Below are 14,194 nucleotides of genomic sequence, written 5' to 3'. Positions count from 1 at the left end.
GAAATAATTGTTAATTCTGGCAAATAATCATAAGAATCGGGCAAGGCCTGATCGGCCGGCCACCGCAGGATCATCATTCCCGGCCCGCCTTTTGGATCATAACCAACTAATGTATGGGCTCATTTTATGAAATTGCACTGGATTGCCCTGGCGGTCGTGCTCGCCGGCTGCGCCGCCGACCCCCAGCCAACGACCAGGCCGTTAAAGCCACCGCCTGAGTGTCGACAGGGGAGCGCCCCGATTATCGACAAGCAGAAGCTGATCGCCCTGCTGACCGAGACCGGCAAGATCACCGAGCAGATGACGCCGGAACAGATCGACGCCGCCGTGGCCAGCTACATAAGAGATAAAAACAATCGCTGTGGACAGCCCGTTCAACCTAAGACGTAATTACAGGGACAGTTAATGAAAAACATCACCTTCATCGGCGCCGCCTTGCTGACGTCCGGCATGCTGCCGGCCGCCATCGCCGCGCCGGTTCAGCCTCACCTCTCGGATCCCGGGGTCATCAACCACGAGCGCATCGAGTATTGGCTGAAGAAGCGGGGCGAACTGCAGGTCGATGCGGACCGAGCCACCATCGAGCAACGGCTGCAACGCTTTACCCAAAAGGCCTTTACCTCACCGCAACGGTTCGATGGCCTGCAACTGCGCTCCCGCGCCCACAGCACCGATCGCCAAGGGCTGCAGGTACGGGCGATGGCCCTGCCGGACTACGCCGACGCCCAGACCAAAACCGTCAAGGTACTGGGGATCCTGATCGATTTTCCCGACCTCAAGCACGACAACAACCGCCTTCAGCCCGGCGACAGCGGCATGTACTACCCCAGCTACCCGGTCAGCCATTACCAGAACCTGCTGTTCTCAGCCAACGGTTTCAGTGGCCCCGATGGCCAGACTCTGCAATCCGGACGCCAGTTCTACAGCGAAGAGTCCGGCAACAGCTTCACCTTCGATGGCCAGGTATTCGGCTGGCTGACCGCCGACCACAACGCCGCCCACTACGGCGGCAACGCCGGCGCTCAGGACAACGATCAGGCCGCACCGGATCTGGTGCTGGAAGCGGTCACCAAGCTGGTGGCCTCCGGTCAGGTCAACCTGGCCGATTTCGACCAAGAGGATCAATACGACCTCGATAACGACGGCAACCTCAACGAGCCGGATGGCATCATCGACCACATCATGCTGTTCCATTCCAGCATCGGCGAAGAGGCCGGTGGCGGTGTCCTCGGCGCCGACGCCATCTGGTCGCACCGGTTCTTTGTGTTCGACAGCAACTCCCAACCGGTGGCCATTCCCAACAGCGACTACAAGGTCTATGGCTACACGGTTCAGCCCATCGACGCCGCCGCCGGCGTCTGTACCCATGAATTTGGCCACGATCTGGGGCTGCCGGACGAATACGATACCGGCTACTCCAGCCACGGTTCACCGGTAGGCAGCTGGTCGCTGATGTCCGGTGGCAGTTGGACCGGTTCGCCGGCAGGCAGCGAGCCTTCCTCCATGAGCGCCTATGCCCGGGATTACCTGCAGACCACCTATGGTGGCCGCTGGATCGACGCCACCGAGATAGACCTGGCCGATCTAAACAACACGGCGCAGAGCCACGAGCTGGTCAGCGCCATTAACCACGATGCCGTCAACCAGCTGAAGATCACCCTGCCGCCGACGCCGGAAGCGTTTTACCCTCCCTACAGCGGCAGCTATCAGTACTACTCCGGCAGCGGCAACCAGCTGGCCAACAGCGCTCAATGGCAACTGACGTTGCCCGCTGGCAACGACATTCGCTGGTCAATGAAGGCGCACTGGGCCATCGAAACCGACTACGATTACCTGCAGTTACGGGTCAACGGCACGCCGATCAGCGCCAGCCACAGTAAAACCGGCAACCCCTATTACGCCAACCTCGGTCCCTTCTATACCGGCAACTCCACCGCCATCGCTGGCGCCGAGGGCGATCTGGGCTGGGTGACCCTGGAAGCGGATCTCGGTGATTACGCTGGCCAGACTGTCACCCTGAGCCTGCACTACATCACCGACGCCGCCGTGACCGAATACGGTTTTGTCGCCGACGACATCGAGGTCAGTGCCAATGGCACGCCGTTGTTCAGTGCCGGAGCCGAGCAGGCCAATGAGCTGACCCTCAACGGCTTTATCCGTACCGACGACACCAAACCCGGCGCCGATCGCGGCTATTTCGTGCAGTTGCGCCAATTCAGCGGCAACGATCGCGGCCTGGCCCGGACCCGCTACAACCCTGGCGTGCTGATGTGGCACTACAATGCCGGATACAGCGACAACAACGTCGGCACCCACCCGGGTTACGGCTTTGCCGGTGTGGTCGATGCCGATCAGGTGCTGATCCCCAATGCCGGCAGCGCCACCCAGATCCAGGACGCCACCTTCAGCATCTACACCCAGAAAAACAACAGCAATGACAGTCACCTGGATGCCATTTCCCGCTTCGATGACAGCCTCGACTACAGCGCGCCCGAACAGCCGCAATCCGGTCTGGTGCTGCCGAAACTGGGCCTGGTGATGACGGTCACCGAGCAGGCAGCGGATGCCTCAACCGCCACCGTGACCCTGCAGCGCATCGACGATGGCCTGTACCTGAAGCCGGTGACCCAGAGCAGTGATCAGTTAACCGTGACCCTCAATGCCGACACCGGCAACGCCAGCGGCAACGTCAGCTATCGCTGGGATCTGGGAGATGGCTCAGCCATCAAGACCGGTCAATCCATCAGCCATACCTATGCCGAAGACGGCAGCTACACCGTCACCCTCACCGCCACCGACGACAGCGGTGCCTCGGTTTCCGATACCTTGTCGGTGACCGTAACCACGCCTATCAGCGGTGAGGTCGACAGCAACGTTAATGGTGCCAGCGTCAGCCTCAGTGCCGATCTCAGTGGCGGCGTTGCCCCGTTCAGCTACCGCTGGGATCTGGGTAACGGCAGCAGCAGCACCGAGGCCTCGCCTCAGATCACCTACGCCAACAGCGGCGATTACACCGTGGTGCTGACCGCCACCGACGCCCTGGGCACGGTGTTCCAGCAGCAACAACAGATCACCGTGGTGGTACCACTGGCGATCGCCCTGCAGGCCAGCAGTGACGATTTGCAGGTCAGCCTCAGTGCCGACATTCGCGGCGGTGCCACCGAGCACACCCTGGCCTGGAGCATGGGTGACGACACCGGGTATACCCAGAGCAACGTCACTCACAGCTACGCCGAGGCCGGCACCTACACCGTCACCCTGACGGTCACCGACGCCCTGGGACAGGTGGCCACTCAGTCCACCTCGGTCACGGTCACTGCCCCGAGCAGTGGCGGCAGTGGCGGCGGCAGTACACCGGATCCGGAGCCGCCGGTTTCCAGCGGCGGGGGTGGGGGCGGTAGCCTGGGGTGGTTCACCCTGCTGCTGCTGCCATTGATGGGCCGACGCCTGCGTCGCTAATCGCCCGCCGTGTTCAAAAAGCCTCCGTTGCGGAGGCTTTTTTGTGCCTATAACCAAAACTGCGGCAACGCCGGCACGCCGCCGTTCACGGCCCCCCCCCCCCCCCCGGGGTGAGGCATAAAAAAAGGCAGCCAAGGCTGCCTTTTTTAAGGATCACAATCCTAGCCTCAGGTCGATGCGGCCTGCGCCATCAAACGCTGCTCCTGAGCCATCAGGCGCCGCTCCTGACGCCGAGCACGGATCGCCAGCAGCGACGGAGTCAGTACCAGAGTCAGCACGGTGGCAAACGCCAGCCCGCCGGCCACCGCCGTCGCCAACTGCGACCACCACTGGGTGGACGGCCCTCCCACCTCGATGTAACGATTGATCAGATCGATGTTGGTCTCCAGCACCATCGGCATCAAGCCTAAGATGGTGGTGATGGTGGTCAGCATCACCGGTCGCAGTCGCTGGGCGCCGGTACGCAGAATCGCATCCCGGTACCTCAGCCCCTGGGCCCGAAGCACATTAAAGGTGTCGATGAGCACGATGTTGTTGTTGACCACAATCCCCGCCAACGAGATCACACCGATGCCGGACATGACTATGCCAAAGGGCTTACCGGTAACCAACAGGCCCAGCAACACCCCCATGGTGGACAGCAGCACCGCCGTCAGGATCAAAAACGCCTGATAGAAGCTGTTGAACTGGGTCACCAGGATGATGGCCATCACGAACAGGGCGATGATGAAGGCGTTGACCAAAAAGCCCTGGGACTCCTGTTGCTCTTCGTTTTCGCCGGTAAAGCGGTAGCTGACCCGGTTGTCGGTCAGCAGCGGCGCCAGGGTTTGCTGCAGCTCTGGCAGGGCCTCGGTCAGCAGCACCCCGGGGGCCATGTCCGCCTTGATGGTCATCACCCGATGGCCGTCAATGCGGCGAATGGAGTCCACCTTCGGCGCCGCCACCCGCTCGACGAAATTGCTCACCGGCACCTGGCCGTACTGGGTCTTTACCCGCAAACTGTCGAGCCTGAGGATGTGACGCTTGTCCTCGGGGAAGCGCACGCGAATGTCCAGTTCGTCATCGGCATCGTCGGGGCGGTACTCGCCAATCTTCAGGCCGGAGGTCACAAACTGCACCGTGTTGCCCAGCAGGGTGGCATCGGCACCGAAGCGGGCGGCATCGTCGCGATCCACCTTCAGCTGCCACTCGATCCCCGGCTTGGAGCCGGTGTCTTCGATGTTGATGAAGCGGCCATCCTGCTCCAGGGTCCGGCGCACGGTCCGTACCGCCTCATTGAGGGCCGAAGGAATCTTGGAAGACAGCTCCAGTTGCAGCGCCTTGCCGGTGGGCGGGCCATTCTCGTCTTTGCGCAGCTCATACTCGATGCCCGCCAGCGGTGCGAGCCGCTGGTGAACCTCTTCGATCACCTCATCCGCCGGAACCCGCTGATCCCAATCCAGCAGATTCAGGCGAATGTAGCCGGCCCGGTCTTCGCCACCGGTGCGGCTGTAGAGAGTCTCCAGGCTGTCCATTCCCAGCAGCCGCTGCTCCACGTCGCGCATGATCTCGTCCTTCTCGTCGATAGACAGATCGCCATAGGCGCGCACATACAGATTCAGTCCCGGCGGCTCCACATCGGGGAAAAACTCCACCCCGGCGCCAAATTTCACGTAACTGCCAACAATGGTGGCCAGCACCAGCAGCACCGCCAACAACACCTTCCACGGATGGCTGATGGCCAACGCCAAGGTACGAATGTAGGTACCGGTAAAGCCGGACAGCGAGGTCAGTTCCCCCTCTTCGGCCAGACGCTGATTCTCCCTCTGGGTCGGCGTCATCGGCAGCGGCTTGCCAAACAGGCTGCCCATGGCCGGCACAAACACCAGCGCCATCACCAGCGAGGCGGTCAGGGTAGCGATCAGGGTCATCGGCAGGTACTTCATGAACTCACCCATGATGCCCGGCCAGAACAGCAGCGGCGCAAACGCCGCCAGGGTGGTGGCCGTGGAAGCGATGATCGGCCAGGCCATGCGCTGGGCCGCCTCCAGATAGGCGGCGCGCCGGTCGGCGCCGTCGGTCATGCGCCGGTCGGCGTACTCGGTCACCACGATGGCGCCGTCCACCAGCATCCCCACCGCCATGATCAGCGCGAACAGCACCACCATGTTGACTGTCAGCCCAAACACCGCCAGCACCAATAGACCGGTCAGGAAGGAACCTGGAATCGCCAGCCCCACCAGGCCGGCGCTGCGCATTCCCAGGGCGGCAATGATCACAATCACCACCAGTAGAATGGCCGAGGCGACGTTGTTTTGCAGATCCGACAGCATCTGCTCCACCTCTTCGGAGCGATCGCCGGTAAAGGTCACCTGCAACGAGTCCGGCCACTGCTCACTGGCCTTGGCCATCACCGCCTTGACCTTGGCCACGGTGGCGATGATGTTTTCCCCGGGGCGCTTTTTGACCTCCAGCGAGATCGCCTTGTTGCCATCCAGGCGAGCGTAGGAGTTGGGATCTTTGAAGGCGCGGCGCACCGTGGCCACGTCGCCAAAGGTGATCACCTGCTCTCCCTGCACCTTGATGGGCATCTCCATCACATCCTTGATGGTTTCAAACACCGACGGCACCTTAACCGCAAAGCGGCCGCGGCCGGTGTCCATGGTGCCGGCGGGCACCAGGCGGTTGTTGCGCGACAGCAGGTTGAAGATGTCGTTCTGGTCGAGCTGATAACTCTCCATCAACAGCGGATCCACCAGAATCTCGACGATGTCATCGCGATCGCCACCGATCTCCACCTCCAGCACCTCGGGAAACGACTCCAGCTTGTCCCGCAGCGCCTTGGCGATCTGCACCAGGGTTCGCTCCGGAATCGGTCCGGACAGGGTTACCGTCAGCACCGGGTTTTCCTCGGCCATGGTCACTTCGTGCACTTCGGGCTCTTCGGTATCGGACGGCAACTTGGCCTTGGCCAGGGTCACTCGGTCGCGCACGTCCGCCAACGCCTGTTTCGGATTCAGCCCGGCCTCGAACTCCAGCACAATGGAGGCATGGCCCTCGGAGGCGGTGGAGCGCATCTCGTCCACGCCCTCGATGGAGCGCAGTTCGGTCTCCATCGGCCGCACCAGCATTCGCTCGGCGTCTTCCGGCGAGATGCCGTCGTGCACAATGGAGATGTAGATAATGGGGATGGTGATGTCCGGCTCCGACTCCTTGGGGATCTGCACATAGGTGACCGCCCCGGCCAGCAGCAGCATCACAAACACCATCAGCACCGGTCGTACCCGGCTCAGCAGTCCGGCCAGCAGGGTACTCATGCGCCGTCTCCCTGGTCGTACTCCACCTCGACCGGGTCGCCATCGCGAACGAAGCCCTGGCCCTGAGTGATGATCTCCACCTGCTTGCCAACGCCACCGGTCCACACCCCTTCGGCATCGGCCATCACCACCTCAATGGGGATGAACTTGACCAGACCGTCTTCGACCGACTTGACCCCCAGGTTGCCGGCCTCGTCCAGCGCCAGCAGCGCCGGACTCACCTTGATGGCGTAATGGCTGTCCAGCGGCAACGACAGCTCGGCACTCTTACCGGCCCACAGGCTGCCATCGGCGTTGTCGAATGCCACCTCGATGTCGAAGGTGTTGGTGCCGCCATGGGACACGGTGGCGATGTAGCGCACCGTGCCCTGGGCGGTTCTGCCATCGACAAAACGGGCGCGGGCCGCCTGACCCAGGCTCAACTGGGCGATGTCACTTTCGGTGACATTGGCTTTGACCACCAGGGGGTCGAGGTCCGCCAGCTCACCCACAGGGTCGCCGACGCCGACGTAATCCCCCTGTTCCACCATGCGCTGGTGGAACACGCCACTAAACGGCGCCCGAATCTGGGTATGATCCAACGCCAGCTGCAGCCGCTTCAGCTCTGCCCGGGCCAGCTCCAGCGCACTGAGATTCTGCGCCAGTTGAGACTTGCCTTGCAGGCCCTGGTTAGCCAACTTGCTGGCCGCCTGGTAATCGAGCTCCCGCTGCGCCAATACCGCCTCGGCACTCTGCAGTTGCTCCGGCAGATCCCGAGCATCCAGTTCGATCAACAGCTGGCCCTGGCTCACCTTGGCACCGCGCTTGGCGTGCACTTTCAACACCCGGCCGCCGATCTCCGCCGCAATCCGGGTCATGCGATCCGGCTCGGTACGGCCGTACAGCTGCACCTCGCGAGTGACTTCGGACGAGGTGATGCGTTTCACCGTCACTCGGGTCACTGGTACCTCGCTGGTGGCGGTATCCTCGGTGAGCGGCGCTTCTTCGGCAGCATTGCCGAATTGGCCGGAGGCCACCCACAGAACCAATAACACGCTGATGGTGCTGGCGATAACATAGGGGTGACGGTACCAGCGACGGGCTGGCGGGGTAATCTTGTTCACGAGTGAGTAACTCCTTTTACGTCGACGTTACAAGGTTACGTGAAAGCCGCGGTCGGAAAAAGGGAGCTCACATCCTCTGAAACAAAAAAGGCACCTCAAAGGTGCCTTTTTGCATTGTGGCGATCGTAATTCAGATGGAGAACGACGCGCCGCAGCCACAGGTGGTGGTGGCATTAGGGTTGTTGACGAAGAAACGACTGCCTTCCAGCCCTTCGGTGTAATCCACCATACCGCCAACCAGATACTGCAGGCTCATGGCGTCGACGATCAGGGTCACGCCCTCTTTGTCGATGGTGGTATCTCCGTCATTCACCTTCTCATCGAAGGTAAAACCGTACTGAAAACCGCTGCATCCACCGCCGGTAACATAGACCCGCAATTTCAGATTAGGATTCTCTTCCTCCTCCAACAGCCCTTTCACCTTAATGGCGGCGGCATCGGAGAATTGGATCGGCATTGCTTGTTCTGCTGCAGCTGTCATGCGTACCTCTAAAACGTCTGTCTGCGCGGATTATCTAATACCCGACTGTTAGGTTCAAGTTTTGTCCGTTACCGATGTCGGCGATCCCTCATCGCTGGCCGGCTGGGTCAGCACCGCAAACTCGTACACCTGCTCGGTGGAGGCCGCCTTCTGGCCCCCGCCGGCGGCGGTTTTTACCTTCACCGTCAGCCGTTCAGGAACGAAGTGCTCAGGCAGATCAAAGCTGCCTTCCAGTTCTTGAAAGTAACGGAACGAGAATTTCAGCTGTGACCGTTCCACCCCAAGACGCTCCAGGTTGAGCGTGGTCGGACTGCCATCCTGGCTGCCGGTCAGCAACATCGAGGCCTGACCTTTGGCAAACCGCTTACGCTTCTTCTGCTGGGTCAGCACCAACTTGTAGCGGAAGTGACCGGGACTGTGACTGTTCTCCACCGCCACTTCATGAATCACCACCCCGTCGGCATTTTGCTCCGGCGCCATGATGTTGCGATAAAAGGTCAGTTCGGTTTCCGCCTGGGCCAGTTGCTGACGCAACTGCGCCATCATGGCGACGGTATCAGCCTGGGAGCGACGTTCGGTTTCCAGCTCGATCTCCAATGCCGCGTGAGACTCGGTCAACACCCGAATCCGCTCCTTTTGCAGTCGCTCCGCCACCTCGGCGTTTTCCTGCTGCTGTTGCAAGGTCAACCGCTGCGGCCAGGACAGCAGGTAGCCAGCGGCCACCGCCACCAGCAGGATCGCCACCAAAACCAAGCCTCTGGGATTAAATTGGCGCTCAAACTGTTTGAGACCGTGCCAACGATGTTTCCAATTCTGCATAGTGAAACAAACTTTTTGTTGTTAGACTTTAGTCACTTGAAATCGCTTTCAATATTATGTTCCGGAACAGCAACCTAACGCTCTCTCAGGCAAAGCTCAGCATCCACCTGTGCCTGCTTGGCCTGCTTGTGGGCCTGGCAGCGGGTGTGCTGCTGCTGCTGTTTCGGGTCGTCATCGATTTAGGCCAGGGCTTCATCCTCGACAGCCCGGACGATTTTAGCGGCCTGCCGCCACAATGGCGAGCGCTTCTGCCCATCGCCGGTGCGGCAGGGATCGCAATTATCGCCGCGGTTACCGCCAGCAAATACCGCCGTCTGGGGATCGCCTACGTCATCCACCGCATTAAACTTCACTACGGCCGCCTGCCGTTAGGCAGCGCCATGAACCAGTTCTTCAGCGCCGTCATCGCCCTGGCCAGCGGCTTCTCCGTTGGCCGTGAAGGCCCGGCGGTGCACCTGGGTGCCACGGTGGCCACCGGCTTTGCCCGTCGCTGGAAACTGCCGGACAACGCCTTGTCGATCCTCGCCTCTTGTGGCATAGCGGCTGGCATCAGCGCCACCTTTAACTCGCCGCTGGCGGCGGTGCTGTTTGTGCTGGAGGTGGTGTTGCGGGAATACCGCATTCACAGCTTCCTACCGATACTGATCGCTTCGGTCACCGGCAGCGTGGTCACTCAGAGCGTGTTTGGTAACACCCACCTCTACGGCCACTTCAGCATGGACGTGATCCCCCTGGCCCAATACCCGCTGCTGCTGGGCACCGGGTTGATCATCGGCTGCGTCGCCGCCGGGTTCAGCCATGGCCTGCTGACCATCACCGAAACCACCAGTCGCTGGCCACTGACCCTGAAGCTGTTGTTGGCCGGAGCCTGCACCGCCGCCATCGGCCTGCAGCTGCCGCAGGCATTGGGCACCGAGCATGCCGCCGTCTCCATCGCCCTCAGTGACAACCCCGGGCTGTGGCTGTTACTGGCGCTGCTTGGGGCCAAGATCCTCGCCACCTGGGTGGCCCTGGGGCTGGGCATTCCCGGCGGCATCATCGGCCCGCTGTACGGCATCGGAGCAGTACTGGGCAGCCTGATCGCCTGGGGCATGACACCGCTGTTTCCGCAGATGCAGGCCTACATTCCGCTGTACGCGGTACTGGGCATGACCGCCATGATGGGCGTCTGCTTGCACGCCCCCATGGCGGCCTTGCTGGCGCTGCTGGAGCTGACTCAGGATGCCAGCATCATCCTGCCCTCACTGCTGGTGACCCTGCCCGCCTATCTGCTGGCCTACAGCGTGTTTGGTTCCCGATCCATCTTCCTGCGGCAACTGGACGCCATGGGGCTGGACTACCGGGTGTCGCCGACGGAGCTGGGGCTGCAAAAAACCGGCGTCATGGCCATTGCCGACCGCCAATTTGTCATCGGCACCCCCAAACAGACCGATGAACAGCTGCTGCAACTGATGAACGACGCCCACCAACAGCGGCTGCTGCTGCGACTGCCTCAAGGCTGTGAGCTGGTGGCCCTGCACGCCAACTACGACGACGATACCCCCCTGACCCGCACCGAGGCCTTTGGCCTGCCGATGACCGCCACCCTGGCGGAGGTACACAAGTTGCTCAACCGCAACCGTCAGAAGGCGGTGTACATCTATGATGAGCACCCGGAGCACCCGGTGGGCATCATCACCTGGTCCATGCTCAGGCAGGAGATACGGGCACGGCGATTTTAGAATGACTAATGACGCAACTGTGATGGCCGTCCTTGCCAACACAGGTCACAAAATGCCACCCTGCTTCGATCTACCGGGGAACTGTATTCAGGTGGCATTTGTCGATACCATGCACACAGTTTCCAGACGCATTCAGGGGTTCGTCCGGCCAATGCCCGCACGGACTCCGACCGTACACTTAATTACTCATGACCGGGTGTGCCTCGGCCACCCAACCCAGGAAGGATAACGATGAATCGCTCCGAATCCCTGTTCGAACAGGCTCAAAAAACCATCCCAGGTGGTGTGAACTCTCCCGTACGCGCCTTTAAAGGCGTGGGCGGTACTCCGGTATTTATCGAGCGCGCCGACGGCGCCTACCTGTACGACGTCGACGGCAAGCAGTACGTCGATTACGTCGGCTCCTGGGGCCCCATGATTCTGGGCCACAACCACAGCGCCATCCGCGAAGCGGTGGTCAAAGCGGCCGACAACGGCCTGTCTTTCGGTGCTCCGACCGCCTCCGAAGTGGAGATGGCCGAACTGGTGTGTGACATCCTGCCTCACGTTGAGCAGGTGCGCATGGTTAACTCCGGTACCGAAGCCACCATGAGCGCCCTGCGCCTGGCCCGCGGCTTCACCGGCCGTGACAAGTTCATCAAGTTCGAAGGCTGCTACCATGGCCACGCCGACTGCCTGCTGGTGAAAGCCGGTTCCGGCATGCTGACCTTTGGTGAGCCGACCAGCCCGGGCGTTCCGGCGGATTTCGCCAAGCACACCCTGACCGCCACCTACAACGACCTGGAGTCGGTGAAGGCGCTGTTTGAGTCCAACCCGGGCCAGATCTCCTCCATCATTCTGGAGCCGGTTGCCGGTAACATGAACTGCATCCCACCGGTGGAAGGCTTCCTGGAAGGTCTGCGCGCCCTGTGTGACGAGCACGGTGCCCTGCTGATCATCGATGAAGTCATGACCGGTTTCCGCGTCTCCCTGACCGGTGCTCACGGCCATTACGGCGTCAAACCTGATCTGCTGTGCCTGGGTAAGGTGATCGGTGGTGGCATGCCTGTCGGTGCCTTCGGCGGCCGCGCCGACGTAATGCAGTACCTGGCCCCGGCGGGTCCGGTGTACCAGGCCGGCACCCTGTCCGGTAACCCCATCGCCATGGCAGCCGGTATGGCGCAACTGAACTTGCTGCGCGAGCCTGGCATCTACGACGCCCTGGCCGCCAAGACCGAAAAACTGGCGCTGGGCCTGAAAGCCGCCGCCGACAAAGCCGGTGTGCCGATGAGCGTCAACTACGTTGGCGCCATGTTCGGTGTCTTCTTCACTACCGAAGAGAAAGTGACCCGCTACCAGCAGGTGACCCAGTGCAACATGGAGCAGTTCAACGCCTTCTTCCACGGCATGTTGGAAGAGGGGGTGAACCTGGCCCCGTCCGCCTATGAAGCCGGTTTCCTGTCCTTGGCTCACAGCGATGCCGACATCGATGCCACCATCGCCGCCGCCGAGCGGGTACTGGCTAAGATCGCCGCCTAAGCCGCGACCACAGAAACAAAAAGGGCAGCCGAGGCTGCCCTTTTTTGTTGCCGTTACTCGGCGCGATGATGACTCAGCGGTGCATGCGCACAATCAGGTTGCGGCCCTTAATCTTATCACCCTGCAGCACCTGCAGCGCTTCTTTGGCCCACTGGCGCTCGATGGCCACGTAGGAGAGCCGATCGGCAATCTCAATCTTGCCCACCGCCTTGCCCGGGATCCGCTTTTTGGCGGTCAAGGCCCCAAGAATGTCACCGGCACGCAGCTTACTCTTGCGACCGGCACCGATGGACAGGGTCACCATTGGCGGCACCAGATCGATGCGGGCCGGTACGCTGAGCTTAGAGAACGGCAAGCGCGGGATAGGCTGGCCCTGCAACGCTTCGATCTCCTCCACCCGGTGCAGTTCACCGCCGGCGGCCAGGCTGATGGCGCGGCCCTTGGTGCCCGCGCGGCCGGTACGGCCGATGCGATGCACGTGCACCTCGCTCTCGAAGGCGATGTCGTAGTTGACCACCAGAGACAGATCCTTGATGTCCAAGCCGCGGGCCGCCACGTCGGTCGCCACCAGCACCGATACGCTCTTACTGGCAAAGCGCACCAGAGTCTGATCCCGCTCACGCTGATCCCGATCGCCGTGCAGCGCCACCACGTACACGCCGGCGTCTTCCAGCACCTCGGCCACCTGCTGACAGGCGCGGCGGGTGTTACAGAACACCACAGTTGACTCCGGTTGGTACTGAGCCAGCACCGCCAGCAGCGCGTCGTCTTTCTGGGCCGGGCTCACCTCCACCAGCTTCTGCTCAATCTTCTCCTGGGCTTCGCTGCCTTCGACGGTCACCATCAGTGGATCGCGCTGAACCCGGTGAGTCATGGCGTCGATCTGCTCCGGGTAGGTGGCGGAGAACAGCAGGGTCTGGCGTCGCTGCGGCAACAACTCCAGGATGGCGTCGATGTCGGCTTCGAATCCCATGTCCAGCATCCGATCGGCCTCATCAAACACCAAAGTGTTCAGCGGCTTAAGCCGAATGCGCCCACTTTTCATGTGCTTAAGAATTCGACCCGGAGTACCAACGATGACGTGGGCTCCGTGATCCAGCGAGCCCATCTGCGGCCCCATGGGCACACCGCCGCTGAGGGTCAGTACCTTCACATTAGGAATGGCCCGCGCCAGGCGACGAATCTCTTTGGTGACCTGATCCGCCAGTTCGCGGGTGGGGCACAGCACCATCGCCTGGGTGCCCTGAACCGACAGATCCAGTTTATTCAGCAGCCCCAGGCCAAAGGCCACGGTCTTGCCACTGCCGGTTTTGGCCTTGGCCACCACATCCTGGCCCGCCAGAATGGCCGGTAGGGACTGCGACTGGATCGGCGTCATTTCGCTAAAGCCCAGTTGCGACAAGTTATCCAGACAGGCGCCGGACAGAGGCAGAGAAGAGAAAGCGGTGGACATATCGGTACTCCATGGTCTTCAGTGGCAAACGGCCACGAACGCTGCCATGGGGTGAACCGATGGCAAAAGGGCGGCGACTATAGCACCCTTTGGCCACAGAGTGTACTGCCAGCATCGCCACCTCGCCCTTGCCAGCACCCGCGGTGGTGTCGATTCGATGGCTCGGCTCGGCGCGACTCGGATCGAACAACCCGGCTCAGGGCCGCAAGCGCAAGGTGGCTGACGCCAGCAGACTGAACCCCATTACCGTCCATTAAACCGGCGTTTTTTACCCACCGCCTGTAGGCGAACCGGCGCCATAATGCTACAATTTCGTTCCGGCTGTGTCTGGCCCGCAGACACAT

At 61.5% G+C, this 14,194-nt stretch carries 9 protein-coding genes; 4 read left to right on the top strand and 5 right to left on the bottom strand.

The genetic code is table 11. The annotated features are described in order from the left end of the window. Window positions 1-126: 126 nt before the first annotated feature. Window positions 127-390: a hypothetical protein gene (locus H598_RS0119565; protein WP_028114511.1), complete on the top strand. Its 264-nt coding sequence runs from the start codon at window positions 127-129 to the stop codon at window positions 388-390. A gap of 15 nt (window positions 391-405) precedes the next feature. Then, window positions 406-3,459 (top strand): immune inhibitor A domain-containing protein, encoded by a 3,054-nt coding sequence (locus H598_RS0119560; RefSeq protein ID WP_028114510.1) that lies wholly within the window; start codon window positions 406-408, stop codon window positions 3,457-3,459. A 167-nt stretch (window positions 3,460-3,626) separates the two neighbouring features. Here the strand turns inward: H598_RS0119560 and H598_RS0119555 are convergent, their stop codons facing one another. The 4 genes from H598_RS0119555 to H598_RS0119540 form a co-directional block, all read right to left on the bottom strand. Continuing rightward, a complete protein-coding gene (locus tag H598_RS0119555; protein WP_028114509.1) occupies window positions 3,627-6,755 on the bottom strand; it encodes an efflux RND transporter permease subunit in 3,129 nt (1,042 codons plus the stop codon). Next, the gene (locus H598_RS0119550; protein WP_051252893.1) at window positions 6,752-7,858 is read right to left on the bottom strand and encodes an efflux RND transporter periplasmic adaptor subunit; all 1,107 of its coding nucleotides are present in this window, start codon (window positions 7,856-7,858) and stop codon (window positions 6,752-6,754) included. The genes H598_RS0119555 and H598_RS0119550 overlap by 4 nt, the downstream gene beginning before the upstream one ends. 130 nt (window positions 7,859-7,988) lie before the next feature. Further along, complete coding sequence (gene erpA / locus H598_RS0119545; protein WP_028114507.1) at window positions 7,989-8,339, bottom strand: iron-sulfur cluster insertion protein ErpA; 351 nt, start codon at window positions 8,337-8,339, stop codon at window positions 7,989-7,991. Window positions 8,340-8,393: 54 nt separating this feature from the next. Continuing rightward, on the bottom strand, window positions 8,394-9,158 hold the full coding sequence (locus tag H598_RS0119540; protein ID WP_028114506.1) for a DUF6776 family protein: 765 nt from the start codon (window positions 9,156-9,158) through the stop codon (window positions 8,394-8,396). A 56-nt stretch (window positions 9,159-9,214) separates the two neighbouring features. Between H598_RS0119540 and H598_RS0119535 the strand changes: the two genes are divergently transcribed. Continuing rightward, the gene (locus tag H598_RS0119535; RefSeq protein ID WP_035416289.1) at window positions 9,215-10,879 is read left to right on the top strand and encodes a chloride channel protein; all 1,665 of its coding nucleotides are present in this window, start codon (window positions 9,215-9,217) and stop codon (window positions 10,877-10,879) included. A gap of 231 nt (window positions 10,880-11,110) precedes the next feature. After that, window positions 11,111-12,397 carry a glutamate-1-semialdehyde 2,1-aminomutase gene (gene hemL / locus H598_RS0119530; protein WP_028114504.1) on the top strand — a complete coding sequence of 429 codons (1,287 nt, stop codon included), beginning with the start codon at window positions 11,111-11,113 and terminating at the stop codon, window positions 12,395-12,397. Between the two features lie 73 nt (window positions 12,398-12,470). Here the strand turns inward: hemL and dbpA are convergent, their stop codons facing one another. Further along, complete coding sequence (gene dbpA, locus H598_RS0119525; RefSeq protein ID WP_028114503.1) at window positions 12,471-13,850, bottom strand: ATP-dependent RNA helicase DbpA; 1,380 nt, start codon at window positions 13,848-13,850, stop codon at window positions 12,471-12,473. Window positions 13,851-14,194 lie beyond the last annotated feature (344 nt).

Origin of the sequence: Ferrimonas kyonanensis DSM 18153 (assembly GCF_000425405.1) — a bacterium.
Lineage (GTDB): Bacteria > Pseudomonadota > Gammaproteobacteria > Enterobacterales > Shewanellaceae > Ferrimonas > Ferrimonas kyonanensis.
This window is presented reverse-complemented; position numbering and strand designations above follow the sequence as displayed.

Coding starts and splice junctions, on each gene's coding strand:
- H598_RS0119565 (WP_028114511.1), top strand. CDS start 127: ATGAAATTGCACTGGATTGCCCTGGCGGTCGTGCTCGCCGGCTGCGCC.
- H598_RS0119560 (WP_028114510.1), top strand. CDS start 406: ATGAAAAACATCACCTTCATCGGCGCCGCCTTGCTGACGTCCGGCATG.
- H598_RS0119555 (WP_028114509.1), bottom strand. CDS start 6,755: ATGAGTACCCTGCTGGCCGGACTGCTGAGCCGGGTACGACCGGTGCTG.
- erpA (WP_028114507.1), bottom strand. CDS start 8,339: ATGACAGCTGCAGCAGAACAAGCAATGCCGATCCAATTCTCCGATGCC.
- H598_RS0119540 (WP_028114506.1), bottom strand. CDS start 9,158: ATGCAGAATTGGAAACATCGTTGGCACGGTCTCAAACAGTTTGAGCGC.
- H598_RS0119535 (WP_035416289.1), top strand. CDS start 9,215: ATGTTCCGGAACAGCAACCTAACGCTCTCTCAGGCAAAGCTCAGCATC.
- hemL (WP_028114504.1), top strand. CDS start 11,111: ATGAATCGCTCCGAATCCCTGTTCGAACAGGCTCAAAAAACCATCCCA.
- dbpA (WP_028114503.1), bottom strand. CDS start 13,850: ATGTCCACCGCTTTCTCTTCTCTGCCTCTGTCCGGCGCCTGTCTGGAT.